The organism is Streptomyces sp. NPDC012794, from assembly GCF_042901085.1.
Taxonomy (GTDB): Bacteria; Actinomycetota; Actinomycetes; order Streptomycetales; family Streptomycetaceae; genus Streptomyces.
The window spans coordinates 60,613-74,702 of the sequence record NZ_JBIBCI010000007.1 but is presented as its reverse complement, the minus strand read 5'-3'; the positions used below and the strand labels follow the sequence as shown (position 1 = coordinate 74,702).

The window sequence follows — 14,090 nt, the reverse complement described above, 5'->3', positions numbered from 1 at the left end:
ACCGACAGCGACCGCATCGATCACTCTTCAGGGTCCGTGCAAGGGGTTCGGGACGGTTCCGTGGACGACGGCGCCCGGGCGGTCCGGCCGGTCTCGGTAGCCGTCCGCGTAAAGCCGGTTGCGGTTGAGGCAGAGCCGGTCGATCCGTTCCGTCAGCAGGTCGAAGAGGCGGTGGCGGTCCTTGTCCTCGGGGAAACGGTCCTGGTAGCGGAGGGTCTCCGCCCGCACGAGGGCCCAGAACCGGCTCTCGGGCACGTCGAGCCGGTCCTCGCACAGGGCGGACAGGTAGCGGAAGACGCCGACGAACAGTCCGGAGTGGATGAACTGGGTGAGGAAGCCGGGCGGCTCCGTGAGCAGCGCCGCCCGGACCTCGTCGGGCATGGACGCGTGCTCCGGCAGGGGCGTACCGCTGATGGCGACGTCGTCCACGAAGTCCTTGACCGCGAGGCGGACCGGAACGTCCTGCTCGTCGAAGATCACGACGGTGTTCTCGCCGTGCGGGGAGAACACGGTGCCGTAGCGGTAGAGGAAGTGCAGCAGCGCCGGCAGCAGGGCGGCGAAGAGCCGGCGCAGCCAGGCTTCGGGGGTGAGGCCCGAGCGGGCGACGAGCTCGGCGGTGAAGGAGCGGCCTCGCGGATCGACGTGGAGGAGGCAGGCGAGGGTGCGGGCCCGCTCCCCCGGGTCGAGCCGGCCGGCCAGCGGCTCGCGCCAGATCGCTCCGAGGAGCTCCTTGTACTGGTAGGGGACCTCGGGGAGCCGGTCGTACACGGGGTGGCGGACGGTGACCGAGGCGACCTCGCCGAGCAGGACGACCCGGCATTCGTCGCGCAGGAAGGCGTCGGAGTCGCGGATCGAGTGGATCCAGGCGGTCACGGCGGGCGCGGCCAGGCTGAGGTCGCTGGGCAGGCCGCGCCAGACGGTGGTGTTGAAGACCGACAGCGGGAGTTTGACGCTGTGACGGTCGGGACGGGTGAGGTTGAGGAAGGTGCGGATCGACTGCTGCGGGATCCTGTCGTCGGGGTCGGCGGGGAGCGGCACCAGGGCGCCGGAGGCGAGGTCGGGGGCGAAGAGGGGGAGGACGACCTCGTCCCACTGCCAGGGGTGGACGGGCAGGTAGAGGTAGCGGAGCGGGTCGAGGCCCCGGTCGCGCAGGATCCGGTCGAACGCCGCCCGGGTGACCGGGTCCAGCTCGGCCGCGTAGAGCCGCGCCGGATCCTCGAGTCCGGCGGTGCCCCGGTACTCCGCCAGGGAGGTGTGGGCCGCGAGCCACGGCAGCCGCTGCCGGGTGCGCGCCTCGGGGGCCCAGGCGGCGGCGTCCGAGGCGGACCATCCGACCCGGCCCTTGTTGAGGACGAGCCAGGGGTGGCCGGTCTGGTGGCCTTCGAGCGCCGCGTAGTCCAGGTCGGCGAGGACGTCCGCGGTGAGCGCGTGGTGGTCGAGCCGGGCGTCGGCGGCGAGGGTGGAACTGAGCTCGTGGATCAGGTGGCCGAGGGTCGGCCCGTCGAGCCGCAGCAGGGTGCGGGCCCGGACGAGGAAGCCGTACGGGTCCCCGAACGCGAGCGGGGGCTCCGCCACGGGGCCCGGCGGCGTCAGCGTGATCGTGTCCGGGCTGACGTGCCAGCTCCCGTACGCGCGGCGGCGGGCGCGGAAGCCCAGGCCGCTGCCGTCGTCGAGGGTGAGGGTCCAGTCGTCACCGGCCGTCGAGGGGGCCGGGACGGGGCTGATGATCTCCTCGTAAGCGAACTCGCCGAGCATCTTGGCCAGTAGCCGGCGCGCCGCGAGGTCCCAGGTGGGCCGGTTGAGTGCGGGCGGCGTGCACGGATGCTGTGGCGAGGGGGGAACGTCGTCTTCGAAGGAGCCGGGGGCGGCGGGGAAATTCGGCACGGGACTCCTCGAATATCGGGAACCTTGCTGCGGGCCGTGAAGTTCTGGAGATGAGAGCTGTGAAAACCGAAGACGCGAACTGAGCCTGGACAAAGGGCATGAGCTGGATGAGCCCGATATCCGGGAGGACCGTATGACCGTATGACCGGGGCGCCAATCAGAGCAGATTGCGCAGCGCCCGTTCACGGATCATCAGAGCGGCTCGCTTCTCGGGGAGGTCGATTTCCGTGGAATAGCGGAAACCGGCGTTCATGAAGGCTGAAACGGAGGGGGTGTTGCGAATGTCCGGTTCCGCGATGACGCGTGTGCAGCGGGGGCGGTTGTCGAAGACGAGCTCGGTGACCGCGCGCAGCAGCATGGTGCCCAGGCCCCTGCCCCGGTTCGCGCCGTCTCCGATGAGCAGGTGGATACCCGTGTCGTGGGAGAGCGCCGGGTAGTAGAAGGAAACCGGGTCCAGGTCGGCCCGGTAGATCTCCCAGTAGCTCATGGGGCTGCCGTCGAGGAGGCCGAGGCAGGGAATGCTGTGGCCGTCGCCGTCGAGCTGGGCGCGCAGGTGCGACGCGGTCACGGCGGCGGATCCGCTCAGCTCCCAGTAGGCGGCCACCTCGGGGTCGTTCATCCACCCGGTGAGCAGTTCCAGGTCCCGGCCCGGCCGTACGGGTTCGAGGCGGAAGGCTCCGGCCGGTGTCGCGGCCACGCCCCAGCACGCTGGTGATTCGAGGAGGTCCGCCTCGGCGAGCAGCGGCAGCAGTCCGACGGTGAAGCGGTGCGCGGTGACCTTGTGGGAGGCGGGGCCGCCGAGGGTGCTCGTCGTGGTGTCCGTGGGAGGCATGGGGGCTCTTCTCGGTGTGGGTGGGAGCGCGTCAGTCGTGGAGGGGGTTGGTGATGGTGACGTAGACGGACTGGCTGTCGACGGGGCCCACGAGCTCGTCGAGGCCACCCAGGCGGGTGAGCAGGTTCGCCTTGCAGCGGAGGGTGGGCGAGTCGAGCAGCTGCGCGGGGACCGGCCCGAGACGGGAGGCCTTGCCGAGGAAGCGGCGGAAGGCGGCGAGGAGCACGCGCTCGTCGGCGAGCCGTTGGGATCCGAAGGCGCCGATGAGGCCGATCACGTTGTTGATGCCGAGGTAGTAGGCGAAGCGTTCGTCGGCGACGGCGTCCGGGACGAAGGTGTCGCTGGCGCCGCCGATGCCGGGGAGGCGTCGTTCCAGTTCGGCGCGCCGGGAGTCGCGGAAGTAGTAGCCCTGGTTGTCGCGGAAGCGGCCGCCGATGGGCCAGCCAGCCCGGTCGAGGAGGACCAGGGTGTTCTGCTGGTGCGCTTCGAGGGCGATGCCGGCGAGTGCGTCGAAGGCGAGGACCGGCAGGACGACGTGGTCGAGGTAGCGCAGGAACCACTCGGTGGCGACGGCGGAGACGGGGCGGCCGGTGGTGAGGGCGAGCCGGGAGAGGGTGTCGGCGAGGCGGGAGCGCATCGTGGTCCGGCCGGGCCATGGGCGCAGGGAGGTCAGTGCGGCGACGCAGACGGCGTCGTCGTCGGAGTGGAAGGGGTTGTGGCGCAGTACGGCGTCGAATCCCCGGACGGGGGTGCCGTCGAGGGCGTCGACGGCGACCCAGGCGGGGTCGCGCACGATGTCGAAGCCGGGGTGGGCGGTCTGCCACTGCTCGGCGAGGCCGGTGCGCAGCAGCCGGTGGACTTCGACGCCGCGGTGGAGTTCCTTGCGGAGGTTTTCGCGGCGGCTATTGGTGATGCGCAGGCCGAGGGAGAGCTTGAGCATCGCGGGGGCGCCGGGGCGGTGGACGGTGCGGACGGAGGAGGTGGGGTGCCAGGGGGCGCCGTGCGGGCCCAGGTCGGTGATGAGTCCCGCGTCGCGGAGGGCGGTGACGGCGGGGCGGTGGAGGAGGTCGCGGGCCTGCCAGGGGTGCAGGGGAAGGGCTGTGGTGCCGGGGGGCAGCGGCAGTCCGGGGGCGAGCCGCGTGAGGAGCTGGGCGGCGGAGACCGGGCGGCCGCGTTCGGTCCATGAGGAGTCGGTGGCGAGGGCCTCGGGCGCGACCGCGATCCAGTGCAGGGGGAAGGAGCCGTGGAGTTCGGGTGAGTAGAGGCGTACTTCGGTTTCGGAGAGTCCTTCGCGGCTCTTGGGGTCCGGTTGGAGGGGGTGGCCGAGGAGGAGGGACTGTTCGGCGGTGAGGAAGAGGTGCCCCGCGACGGGGGCCGGGCCGGTGGGGCGCCGGCGCCGGTCGGCGATGAACTCGGCGGTGCGGCGCACCGAGTCGGCGACCCGGCCGACGAGGTCGGTGCCGCTGCGGCCGTCGCCCTGCCGGGCGAGCAGGGCGGCGAGGGTGACGGCGTCCACGGCCGGGGCGTGGGCCGGGGCGCCTTCGAGGCGGGCGGGGCCGAAGCGGTGCCAGCCCGTCGGGGACCAGTACCGGACGGGCACGAGCAGGGCGGCCGCGGACGCGGGAAGGGGGATGCGGAGCAGGGTTCCGACGGGCCCGTCGGGGCGGCCGATGCCGCTCTCGCGTACCCAGCACCGCAGCAGGTTCTCCACCGTCGCGGATTCGGCGGCCGTGGCCGGGTCGGGGTGGTCCAGCAGGTCGGGCAGCGCCGCCGGGTCGGGGCCGGCGGGTCCGGGGCCGCCCACCCGGGGGCGGAGGGTGCCGTCCTTCTGCCGGGGCACGGTGCCCGCCGGGGGGTGGGCGGGGGTGGCCGGCGCCGGGAGTCCGGGTGAGGGCGCGGGCACCGCTCCGGCCCGGTGCCGTCCCGGGTCGGCCTGCTCCGGCTCCGCCGCCGGGGGTGCCGCCGGCCGCTGGGGCGGTGCGGAGTCCGGGTGGGGGCCCGTGGGTGCCTGCGGGGCGGCGGGCGCGTCGGGCTGCGCCGGGCGGGGCGCGGCCGCCGGGCCGGGGTGGCCGGGAGCGGCCAGGGGCTGCGCCGGCGTCGGGCCGCGGTGGTCGGGCGGTGCCCCCTGAGCCGGAGCGGGCTGGTGAACGGGGCCGGGCGCCGGGTGGCCCGGAGCAGCCGCGGCTGCGGGAGCGCCGGCAGTGGAGGCCGCCTGCGCCGGGCCGGGGGCAGGCGGCAGGCCCGCCGCTGCCGGGTGGGCCGGGGTGGGCGGGAGGGGGCCGGGGGCCGAGGGGGAGGGGGTGGCCTGCGCCGCCTGGAGTCCGGGCGAGGGCGCGGGCACCGCTCCGGCCCGGGACCGTCCGGGATCGGCCGGCTGCCGCTCCGCGGCCGGAGATGCCGTAGCCGGGTGCGTCGAGGCCGGCGGGAGCGTGCCGGGGGCCGCGCCGCCCGGCACCGCAGCCGGGGTCGGCGGGAGGGGGGTGGGAGCCGGGGCGAGGCCGGGGGCCAGGCCGCTCGACGCCGCTGCCGGGTTCGCCGTGCCCGGCGGGAGCGTGCCTGCGGCCGAGGGGGTGGCGGTCGGGCCGGGGGGCGCGCCGCCCGCCGCCGCAGCCGGGGTCGGCGGGAGGGAGCCGGGGGTCGGGTCGCTCGGCGGCGCGGTCGAGGCCGGCGGGCGGGGGGTGGTGGAGGGGTCGGGCATCGGGGGTCCTTCGCGTGCGGTCAGTGGGGCCGGCGGGCGGCGGCGGGGATGGAGTCGGCCAGCCGGTCCAGGACGGCTGCTGCCTGTTCGTCGGTCAGGGTCAGCGGCGGCAGCAGACGGACGACGCTGGAGTGGCGGCCCCCGAGTTCGACGATCAGGCCGCGGCCGAGGCACTCCTCCCGCACGGCGGCGGCGAGGGCGGGTGCGGCGGCGCCGGTTTCGGGGTCGACGAGTTCGACGCCGATCATCAGGCCGCGGCCCCGGACGTCGCCGATGCAGGGCTGGTCCGCCGCCAGACCGCGCAGGGCCGTCAGCATCCGCTCGCCCAGGACGGCCGCACGCTCGGCGAGCCCGTTGCGGCGGACGTAGGCGAGGGTCGCGGTGCCCGCGGCCATGGCGAGCTGGTTTCCGCGGAACGTTCCGGCGTGGGCTCCCGGGGCCCAGACGTCCAGTTCGGCCCGGTAGACGATGACGGCCAGGGGCAGGCTGCCGCCGATCGCCTTGGACAGGACCATCACGTCGGGGACCACCCCGGCGTGGTCGACGCCCCAGAAGGCGCCGGTACGGCCCACCCCGGTCTGCACCTCGTCCGCGATCAGCGGGATGCCGCGGGCGGCGGTGATCTCCCGCATCCTGCGCAGCCAGGCGTCGGGGGCCGGGTGGACCCCGCCCTCGCCCTGCACGGGCTCGACGATCATGGCGGCGGGCGCCGGTACCCCGCCCTTGGGGTCGTCGAGCAGGCTCTCGGTCCAGCGGGCGCCGAGCCGGGCGCCCTCGGCCCCGCCGACCCCGAACGGGCAGCGGTGGTCCTGCGGGTAGGGCAGCCGGGTCACCCGTACGTCGCCGGCACCGCCCGACGCCTCCAGCGCCCCGGCGGTCATACCGTGGTACGCGCCGGTGAAGGTGAGCAGCCCGGTGCGTCCGGTGGCCGAGCGGACCAGTTTCAGGGCGGCTTCGACGGCGTCGGTCCCGGCGGGCCCGCAGAACTGGACGCGGGCGTCGGCGGCCAGAGCGGGCGGCAGGTTCTCGAAGAGCTCGGTGGTGAAGGCGTCCTTGACCGGGGTGGCCAGGTCGAGGACGTGCAGCGGAGCCCCCGAGTCGAGGACTCCCCGGATGGCTTCGAGGACGACGGGGTGGTTGTGGCCGAGGGCGAGGGTCCCCGCGCCGGAGAGGCAGTCGAGGTAGCGCCGCCCGTCCGCGCCCTCGATCGTCAGCCCCCGGGCGCGCACGGGGACGATGGGCAGGGAACGGGCGTAGGTCCGGGCGGCGGACTCCCGCAGCGACTGCCTGCGCAGGATGCCCTCCGCCGAGGCGGATCCCCTCCCGCCCTGCGCCGGCACCTGCCGCGCGGCCCGCGTCGCCAGGGGCGCGGGGGTCGGCGGTGCAGGGGCGGTTGAGGCCTGCGGTGGCATCTGTGCCGCGGCTGCGGTCGGCTCGGTCACGGCCACGACTGTCGGTCCTCCCGCAGGCTGGTCTTCGGATCGCGCGTCGAACACGCGCGCTGCTGCACCATCCCCCGTACGTACCAACGACGATGACGGCTTCGGATCACGGTCCGCCCGAAGATCCTTGCGGCCCCGACGCCCGACGCCTGACGCCACGGCGTCGCGGCAGGAACCACCGACCCGGGGACCGCCGTCCTAGGCCTCGGCGGCATAGTGGGGGTCTGCGATCCACCTCGATCGACTCCGTCTCAACACCTCGAAACTCCAGGGGGACTCACGACATGCGACCGAACCGACCGGTCACCGCGCTCCTCAGTGCGGCCGCGCTCGCGCTGACCGCCTCGGCCTGCGGACCCGGCGACGGTGAGGCCGGCTCCGACGCCAAGCCGACCGTGGCTGCGAGCCTGCCGTCCGGCGCGGCGGACGGGCTCAAGATCCCGGACGAGCTCAAGGACAAGCTCAAGCAGCACGGCTTCGACCTGGAGAAGTGGAAGGGGGGCGCGTGGAAGAACTGGAAGAAGGAGGACTGGCTCCGCGAGGCGGGCGACTACGTCAACCCGATCATCGACGGTCTCTGGGATCCGGACCGGATGCGTGACGCGGAGCAGCCGCAGCGCCCGGCCGTCGACCCGGACGCCGGCAAGGACCAGGGCGTCACCGACCCGACCCCGGCTCCGGTGGCCGCCAAGCCGGCCGCCGCGCCGTACCACACGAGCGTTCCGGCGTCCGGCAAGGTCTTCTTCGACGGTCCCGAGGGCTCGATGGTCTGCTCGGCGACCGTGGTGAAGGACCCGGCCCGCCCGGGCAAGTCCAACATGGTCTGGACGGCCGGCCACTGCGTACACGCGGGCAAGGCCGGCGGCTGGTACCGCAACATCGCCTTCGTCCCCTCCTACAACAACGCGGGCAAGCCGGCGGCGGCGCTCAAGGGCGCGCCGCGCGAGCAGGTGGCCCCGTACGGCGTGTGGTGGAGCGACTGGGCGCAGACCTCGGACCAGTGGATCGCGACCGGCGGTCCGACGGGTGGCGCGGGTGCCCCGTACGACTTCGCGGTGCTGCACGTGACGCCGGAGAAGGGCGGCGGCAAGTCGCTGGAGGAGACGGTCGGTACGGCGCTGCCGGTGGAGTTCAACGCGCCGGCGGTGGGGAAGATCGCGGGCGTGACGGCGACGGGCTACCCGGCGGCGGCTCCGTTCGACGGGCAGAAGGCGTTCCAGTGCGCGGACAAGCCGGGCCGGCTGGCGCTGCGGCAGGCGGACCCGGTGATGTACCGCATCGGCTGCACGATGACGGGCGGTTCCTCCGGGGGCGGCTGGGTCGCGACGGGTGCCGACGGCAAGCCGGCGCTGGTGTCGAACACCTCGATCGGTCCGGCCAAGGCCGGCTGGCTGGCCGGTCCGAAGCTGGGCCCGGAGGCCAAGGGCATCTACGACGCGGTGAGCGCCAAGTTCAAGTAGGAGCCCGCGCGGAGCGGAGCGGACCCCGTCCGCACATGACGGAGGGCCCCCGCTCGTGCGGGGGCCCTCCGTCATGCGGGCGTGTCGTGCCCCTACTGCTTGGCGGGCACGTACGGCGTCAGTTCCGCCGCCAGTTCCGCGTGGACCCGCGCCTTGAGCAGGGTCCCCTCCGGGGTGTGTTCCTCGGAGATCACCTCGCCCTCGGCGTGCGCCCGGGCGACCAGTGCGCCGCGGGTGTACGGCACGAGTGCCTCCACCTCGACCGCGGGCCTGGGCAGCTCGGCGTCGATGAGCGCGAGGAGTTCCTCGATGCCCTGGCCGGTGCGGGCCGAGACCGCGATGGAGTGCCGCTCGATGCGCAGCAGCCGCTGGAGGACGAGCGGGTCGGCGGCGTCCGCCTTGTTGATCACCACGATCTCGGGCACGTCGACCGCGCCGACCTCGCGGATGACCTCGCGCACCGCCGCCAGCTGCTCCTCCGGTGCCGGGTGCGAGCCGTCCACGATGTGCAGGATGAGGTCGGAGTCGCCGACCTCCTCCATCGTGGAGCGGAACGCCTCGACGAGGTGGTGGGGCAGGTGCCGGACGAAGCCCACGGTGTCGGCCAGGGTGTAGACGCGGCCCGAGGGGGTTTCGGCCCGGCGCACCGTCGGGTCGAGGGTGGCGAACAGCGCGTTCTCCACCAGTACGCCCGCGCCCGTGAGGCGGTTGAGGAGCGAGGACTTGCCCGCGTTGGTGTAGCCGGCGATGGCGACCGAGGGAACCTTGTTGCGGCGGCGTTCCTGCCGCTTGATGTCCCGGCCGGTCTTCATCTCGGCGATCTCCCGGCGCATCTTCGCCATCTTCTCGCGGATGCGGCGCCGGTCCGTTTCGATCTTGGTCTCACCGGGGCCTCGGGTGGCCATGCCGCCACCGCCGCCGCCACCCATCTGCCGGGAGAGCGACTGACCCCAGCCGCGCAGTCGCGGCAGCATGTACTGCATCTGCGCGAGTGCGACCTGCGCCTTGCCCTCTCGGGACTTGGCGTGCTGGGCGAAGATGTCGAGGATGAGGGCGGTCCGGTCGACGACCTTGACCTTGACCACGTCCTCGAGCGCGATGAGCTGGCCGGGGCTGAGCTCGCCGTCGCAGACGACGGTGTCGGCCCCGCTCTCGAGCACGATGTCGCGCAGCTCGCGGGCCTTGCCGGAACCGATGAAGGTGGCCGGGTCGGGCTTGTCGCGTCGCTGCATCACACCGTCGAGTACGAGGGCGCCCGCCGTCTCGGCGAGGGCCGCGAGCTCCGCGAGGGAGTTCTCGGCGTCGCTGACCGTGCCGGAGGTCCAGACACCGACGAGGACCACGCGCTCCAGGCGGAGCTGGCGGTACTCGACCTCGGTGACGTCCTCGAGTTCGGTCGAGAGACCGGCCACGCGGCGCAGGGCCGCGCGCTCGGAGCGGTCGAACTGGTCGCCGTCCCGCTCGCCGTCGATCTCGTGGCTCCAGGCGACGTCCTCTTCCATCAGGGCATCGGCCCGAAGGCTCTCGGTGAAGCTCTGCGAGTCCCGCACGTTCTGCGCGTCCCGCGGGTCCTGGGAAGGGGAAGAAGAGGAGGTCATTGGATCCTTACGTCGATTCGATGGTGTCGCGCCGGCCGGTTCCGGCGCCCGGCCGGTTCAGCCAGGGCCAAAGGTACCGCTGTGCGTGACATAACACTGTCACTTCCAACGCGTGGTCCGGTCCGGTGATTCCCCGGGGCGGTTCCCGGAGCGGGATTCCGCCGGGTTCCCGGTCGGACTCGTCGATGGTGTCATGCCCGTTCCCCGCCCGTCATACCGTTTTTCCCGCCGCTACGGCTTCCCCGAGGACCCGGCCGGTACGGCCGGGGAGGCGGCGGGGGCGGCCTTGGAGGACGCCGGGCTGCCCCACTCCGGGTGTCCGGGCATCGCCGGGGTGGTCTCCCCGTACAGCCACGGCCGCAGGAAGGCCGTGAGGTCGCGTCCTGCCTCCTGCGAGGCCAGCCGTACGAAGTCCTCCGTGCCCGCGATCCCGTCCTTGTGCTCCGCCACCCAGCGCCGCTCGACCCGGTCGAAGGCCGCGGCGCCGATCTCCTGGCGCAGGGCGTAGAGGATCAGCGCGGCCCCGTCGTAGACGACGGGGCGGAAGAGGCCGATCTTCTCGCCGGGCGGGGCCGCCTTCGGGGCGGCCGGGGGGCCGCCCTGGGCCCGCCACTGGTCGGAGCGCTGGTAGGCCTCGCGCATCCGCCGCTCCAGGGGGTACTTGCCGAGCCCGTCGGCGTACAGGGCCTCGTACCAGGTGGCGTGCCCCTCGTTGAGCCACAGGTCGGACCAGGTCCGCGGGGTCACGCTGTCGCCGAACCACTGGTGGGCGAGCTCGTGGACCATGATGGACTCCACGTACCACTCCGGGTAGCCGGCCGCCTCCCCTGCGAACAGGCCGTGCTCGAAGAGCGAGAGCGTCTGGGTCTCCAGCTCGAAGCCGGTCTTCGCCCGGGCGATGAGCACCCCGTAGTTCTCGAAGGGGTAACGGCCCACGCGCTCCTCCATCCACGCCACCTGCCCGGCGGTCTTCGCCAGCCAGGGCTCCAGCCGCTCCCGGTCCGCGGCGGGCACCACGTCGCGCAGCGGCAGGCCGTGCGGTCCGGTGCGGTGGACGACGGCGGAGCGGCCGACGGAGACCTGGGCCAGCTCGGTGGCCATCGGGTGCACGGTCCTGTACGTCCACTCGGTGGCGCCGCCCCCGCGGGCGGCGGGGAGGGCGCCGGGCAGCCCGTTGGCGACGGCCGTGTAGCCGTACGGGGCGGTGATCCGGAAGGTGTAGTAGGCCTTGTCCGCGGGGTGGTCGTTGCAGGGGAAGACCCGGTGGGCGGCATCCGCCTGGTTGGCCATGGCGAGGCCGTCCTCGGTGGTGACCCACCCTCCGTCGGAGGCCCTGCCGCGCGGGTCGCTGGTGTGCCGGACGGTGATGCGCAGCGGGGCGCTCGCCGGGACCGGGTGCGCGGGGGTCAGTACGAGGTCCTCCCCGGCGGACTCGAAGCGCGCGGGCAGCCCGTTGACCTCGGCGGAGGAGACGGTTCCGTGCGTGAAGTCGAGGTTGATCCGCTCCAGCGGTTCCAGGGTGCGGGCTTCGATGGCGGTGATCGCGTCGAGGGGGCTGCGGTTGTCCTTGTACGTGAAGGACAGGTCGTAGGAGAGGACGTCGTAGCCGGGGTTGCCCAGCTCGGGGAAGAGCCGGTCGCCGATGCCCAGCGGTTTCGGCGGGGGCAGCACGGCGGCGACGAGGGTGAGGGAGGCCGCGGCGAGCAGGGAGGCGCGCAGGCGCGGGGAGGTGAGCTGCATCCACCACCGCTTACCAGCGCTTGTCGCGGGCCCGCGAGCGGCGCGCGACGACTCCACCCGAACGAGGCGCCGGAGCCGGGCACAGGACTGCGTACACCCCTACGCGGCACCTCCCGCGCACGTACGTCTCCACGAGCCCCCACCGAGGCCGGGGAACCAGCCCTGACGCGCCCCGGTACGCCTACACCCCCACGCCCCCGAACCCCCGACGCCCCCGCGCCTCCCCCGAAGCCTTCCCCAGCCCCCCTGGGCCCCGCCCCTCTCCTCCCGCCGAGCGGGCCCTACACCCGGCTCACGTCGTACACGCCGGGCACGTCCCGCATCGCCCGCATCAGCGCGGGCAGTACCGCCGCGTCGGGCAGTTGCAGCGTGTAGCTGTGCCGGACCCGCTGTTCCACGGGCGGTTCCACGGTGGCGGAGACCACCTCGACCCCCAGCCGGGCGATGGCCTCGGTCAGGTCGGCCAAAAGGTGCGGGCGCCCGAACGATTCGGCGTTCAGCGTGACCCGGCAGTCCGCTGTGGCCCGCCAGTGCACGGCGACCGAGGTGCGGCCCAGGGCGCGCATCTGGGCCACGGCCGGGCAGTGGACGCGGTGGACGGTGACGGCGCCGCCGCGTACGACGAACCCGGCGACCGCGTCGGGCGGTACGGGGGTGCAGCATCCGGCGAGGCGGACGTGCGCGTCGGGCAGGTCGGCGACGGCGTTGCCCCCGCCGCCGCGCAGCCCGGGCACCGACAGCGGCGCGCGGGGCGCGGCGGTGGCGGGTCCGGGGCCGTCGGGGTGGGCCTGGAGCCAGCTGCTGATGGCGATCCGGGCGGCCGGGGTCCTGGCGTGCTCCAGCCAGTCGGGGGCGGGCCCGGAGGAGGCGTCCTGCGCGAGGAGCAGCTGGACGGTGTCGCCGTCGGAGAGCGGCGAGGAGAGGGAGGTGAGGCGCCCGTTGACGCGGGCGCCGATACAGCCGTGGGCCGCCTCGCCGTGCTGCGCGTAGGCGGCGTCGATACAGCTGGCCCCGGCGGGCAGGCCCAGCGTGCCCCCGTCGGCGCGGAAGACGGTGATCTCCCGGTCCTGGGCCAGTTCGGCGCGCAGCACGCTCCAGAAGGTGTCGGGGTCGGGTGCGGACTGCTGCCAGTCGAGGAGCCGGGAGAGCCAGCCGGGGCGGGTGGGGTCGACGCGTTCCTCGTCGCAGTCGGCGGTCTCGCCGCCGGTGGCGTAGGGGTTGCCGAGGGCGATGACGCCGGCTTCGGCGACGCGGTGCATCTGGCGGGTGCGGACGATGACTTCGGCGACGTACCCCTCGGGGACGGCGACGGCGGTGTGCAGTGACTGGTAGAGGTTGAACTTCGGGACGGCGATGAAGTCCTTGAACTCCGAGACGACCGGGGTGAAGCAGGTGTGGAGTTCGCCGAGCACCCCGTAGCAGTCGGCGTTCTCGGCGACGAGGACGAGGATGCGGCCGAGGTCGGAGCCGCGCAGTTCGCCGCGCTGCCGGGAGATGCGGTGGACGGAGACGAAGTGCCGCGGCCGTACTTGGACCTCGGCGGCGATGCCGGCGTCACGCAGGACGGTGCGTACGGATTCGGCGATGGCGGCGAGGGGGTCGTCCTCGCCGGCATGGGCGGCGATGAGGGCGCGGGTGTTCTCGTACTCGTCGGGGTGGAGGATCGCGAAGACGAGGTCTTCCAGCTCGGTCTTGAGGGCCTGGACGCCGAGGCGTTCGGCGAGGGGGATCAGGACGTCGCGGGTGACTTTGGCGATGCGTGCCTGTTTCTCGGGGCGCATCACGCCGAGGGTGCGCATGTTGTGGAGCCGGTCGGCGAGTTTGATGGACATCACGCGGACGTCGTTGCCGGTGGCCACGAGCATCTTGCGGAAGGTCTCCGGTTCGGCGGCGGCCCCGTAGTCGATCTTCTCGACCTTGGTGACGCCGTCGACGATGAAGCAGACCTCGTCGCCGAACTCGGCCCGGACCTGTTCGAGGGTCACATCGGTGTCCTCGACGGTGTCGTGGAGGAGGGAGGCCGTCAGGGTGGTGGTCTCGGCGCCGAGTTCGGCGAGGATGAGGGTGACGGCGAGGGGGTGTGTGATGTAGGGCTCGCCGCTCTTGCGCATCTGGCCGCGGTGGGAGTGCTCGGCGAGCACATAGGCCTTCCGCAGGATGGACAGGTCGGCGTCCGGATGGTGGGCGCGGTGGGCTTCCGCTACGTGCCCGATGGCGTCCGGCAGGCGGTCGCGGGACGTGGGTCCGAGCAGGGCCGCGCGGCCCAGGCGGCGCAGATCGAGTCGGCTCCGGCCTCGTCTGCGCAGCTCAGGGCGGATCTCGGCGTGTGCTTCTGGGTTCGTGGCCTCTGCACTCATGGGCACCTCCGGCGGCTTCGACCGGCGGTGGCGGGCATGGGGTGAGCCCTCAGGGCCGGTGCCTGATGTTACCGACCCC

The 14,090-nt window shown here is 73.6% G+C and carries 8 protein-coding genes; 1 reads left to right on the top strand and 7 read right to left on the bottom strand.

The window, feature by feature from the left end:
- Positions 1 to 27: 27 nt before the first annotated feature.
- The 4 genes from ACFY7H_RS15530 to ACFY7H_RS15515 form a co-directional block, all read right to left on the bottom strand.
- On the bottom strand, positions 28 to 1,884 hold the full coding sequence (locus ACFY7H_RS15530) for an IucA/IucC family protein (RefSeq protein ID WP_388938237.1): 1,857 nt from the start codon (positions 1,882 to 1,884) through the stop codon (positions 28 to 30).
- 157 nt (positions 1,885 to 2,041) lie between these two features.
- Complete coding sequence (locus tag ACFY7H_RS15525) at positions 2,042 to 2,716, bottom strand: GNAT family N-acetyltransferase (protein ID WP_388938235.1); 675 nt, start codon at positions 2,714 to 2,716, stop codon at positions 2,042 to 2,044.
- A gap of 31 nt (positions 2,717 to 2,747) precedes the next feature.
- Positions 2,748 to 4,619, bottom strand: coding sequence for an IucA/IucC family protein (locus ACFY7H_RS15520; protein WP_388938656.1), 1,872 nt, complete (start codon positions 4,617 to 4,619; stop codon positions 2,748 to 2,750).
- 815 nt (positions 4,620 to 5,434) lie between these two features.
- Positions 5,435 to 6,826 carry a diaminobutyrate--2-oxoglutarate transaminase family protein gene (locus ACFY7H_RS15515; RefSeq protein WP_388938654.1) on the bottom strand — a complete coding sequence of 464 codons (1,392 nt, stop codon included), beginning with the start codon at positions 6,824 to 6,826 and terminating at the stop codon, positions 5,435 to 5,437.
- Positions 6,827 to 7,140: 314 nt separating this feature from the next.
- Here ACFY7H_RS15515 and ACFY7H_RS15510 point away from each other — a divergent pair, with 314 nt between their 5' ends.
- A complete protein-coding gene (locus ACFY7H_RS15510) occupies positions 7,141 to 8,316 on the top strand; it encodes a trypsin-like serine peptidase (RefSeq protein WP_388938233.1) in 1,176 nt (391 codons plus the stop codon).
- A gap of 92 nt (positions 8,317 to 8,408) precedes the next feature.
- On the opposite strand, the gene hflX is transcribed toward ACFY7H_RS15510, so the two are convergent.
- The 3 genes from hflX to ACFY7H_RS15495 all read right to left on the bottom strand — a co-directional run bounded on the left by hflX (position 8,409) and on the right by ACFY7H_RS15495 (position 14,011).
- Positions 8,409 to 9,914: a GTPase HflX gene (gene hflX / locus ACFY7H_RS15505; RefSeq protein WP_388938231.1), complete on the bottom strand. Its 1,506-nt coding sequence runs from the start codon at positions 9,912 to 9,914 to the stop codon at positions 8,409 to 8,411.
- Positions 9,915 to 10,145: 231 nt separating this feature from the next.
- The gene (locus ACFY7H_RS15500) at positions 10,146 to 11,654 is read right to left on the bottom strand and encodes a M1 family metallopeptidase (RefSeq protein WP_388938229.1); all 1,509 of its coding nucleotides are present in this window, start codon (positions 11,652 to 11,654) and stop codon (positions 10,146 to 10,148) included.
- 281 nt (positions 11,655 to 11,935) lie between these two features.
- A complete protein-coding gene (locus tag ACFY7H_RS15495) occupies positions 11,936 to 14,011 on the bottom strand; it encodes a RelA/SpoT family protein (protein WP_388938227.1) in 2,076 nt (691 codons plus the stop codon).
- Positions 14,012 to 14,090 lie beyond the last annotated feature (79 nt).